The 1164-nt window shown below is 78.3% G+C and carries 1 protein-coding gene; it reads left to right on the forward strand.

What is annotated here, in order from left to right; translation table 11 throughout:
* Positions 1–76: 76 nt before the first annotated feature.
* On the forward strand, positions 77–1164 hold a 1088-nt coding region (locus MTQ10_RS30645), incomplete at its 3' end, for a PAS domain-containing protein (RefSeq protein ID WP_247474042.1).

Raw genomic sequence — 1164 nt, forward strand, 5'->3', positions numbered from 1 at the left:
GCCCGGGGGCGGGCGTGTGTCCTGTCCGGCCCTCGCTGCGTTGGTGCTCCGTGCCGCACTACCCGATCCTGGTCATGTGACGTACACAGCGACGGCCACCATCGACGAGCGGGGCGTGCTGACCGGCTGGAGCGACGGCGCCCGGCAGCTGCTCGGTCACGAGGCCTCGGCTGTGGTCGGCAGGCCCGCCGCGGAACTGCTGGCAGGCAGCCCCGGCGGGGTGGGGCACGCCCTGGAGGGACGGCAGCGCTGGCACGGCAGCGTGGCGCTGCGCCACCGCGACGGCCGGCGCGTGGAGGTACGGCTGCTCGCCCACCGCCGCTCCGCCGGGCAGGACGGCGCCGACTGGCTGGTGGTGACGGCCCTGCCCGAGGAGCCGCAGGAGGACGGGCGCGAGCCGGTCATGGAACTGGCGTTCACCCAGTCCCCGTACACCCTGGCCCTCTTCGACAGCGAGCTGCGTCTGCTGCGCGCCAACCGCCGTATGGAGCGGGCCCTCGCCCTGCCCGAGGCGGCCATGCGGGGGCTGCCCCTGCCGCACATCGCGCCCGGCGCCGCCGGTGAGGAGATCGGCCGGCGGATGCGGCTCGCCGTGGACAGCGGCCAGGCGCAGGAGGTGGAGGCCCGCCTCTCCCCCGGCCTGGGGCAGCCCACCGTGTTGACCCCGCTGAAGGACAGCTCCGGGCGGGTACGCGCCGTCAGCCTCACCGCCCCTCCGACCGCCCAGGACACCGCCGCCCGGCAGTGGACGCGGGACACCGCCTCGCGGGTGCTGTCCCAGCCCGGCCCCGGAAACGGCGGCGCCGCCCGTGGCACCGGCCCCGGCGACGGCTCGTACGACGGCCGGAGCGCCGGCACGCGTCACACCGGCCCCGCGGAGACCGGCAACGGACGTGACGAGGGCGCTCGGGGCGCCGGGACCCCGCTGCGCGCGGGCGGCGGCCGTGGCGAGGGCGCCGACGATCCCGGGCGGGCCGCGCGCGAACTCGCCGAGGACACCGTGCCCGGCCTCGCCGACTACTGCGCCGTCGACCTGCTCGACTCCCCCCGGCCCGCCGGCCACACCGAACCCGGCCCCGGCGGCATGATCGTCCTGCGCCGCGCCGCCGTCCGCGCGCTCGACGGCGACGGGGGCGGGGACAGGGGCGGCGCGGCGCAGGACGA

Origin of the sequence: Streptomyces sp. XM83C (genome assembly GCF_023072675.1) — a bacterium.
In the GTDB taxonomy this organism is placed as follows: Bacteria; Actinomycetota; Actinomycetes; order Streptomycetales; family Streptomycetaceae; genus Streptomyces; species Streptomyces thermocoprophilus.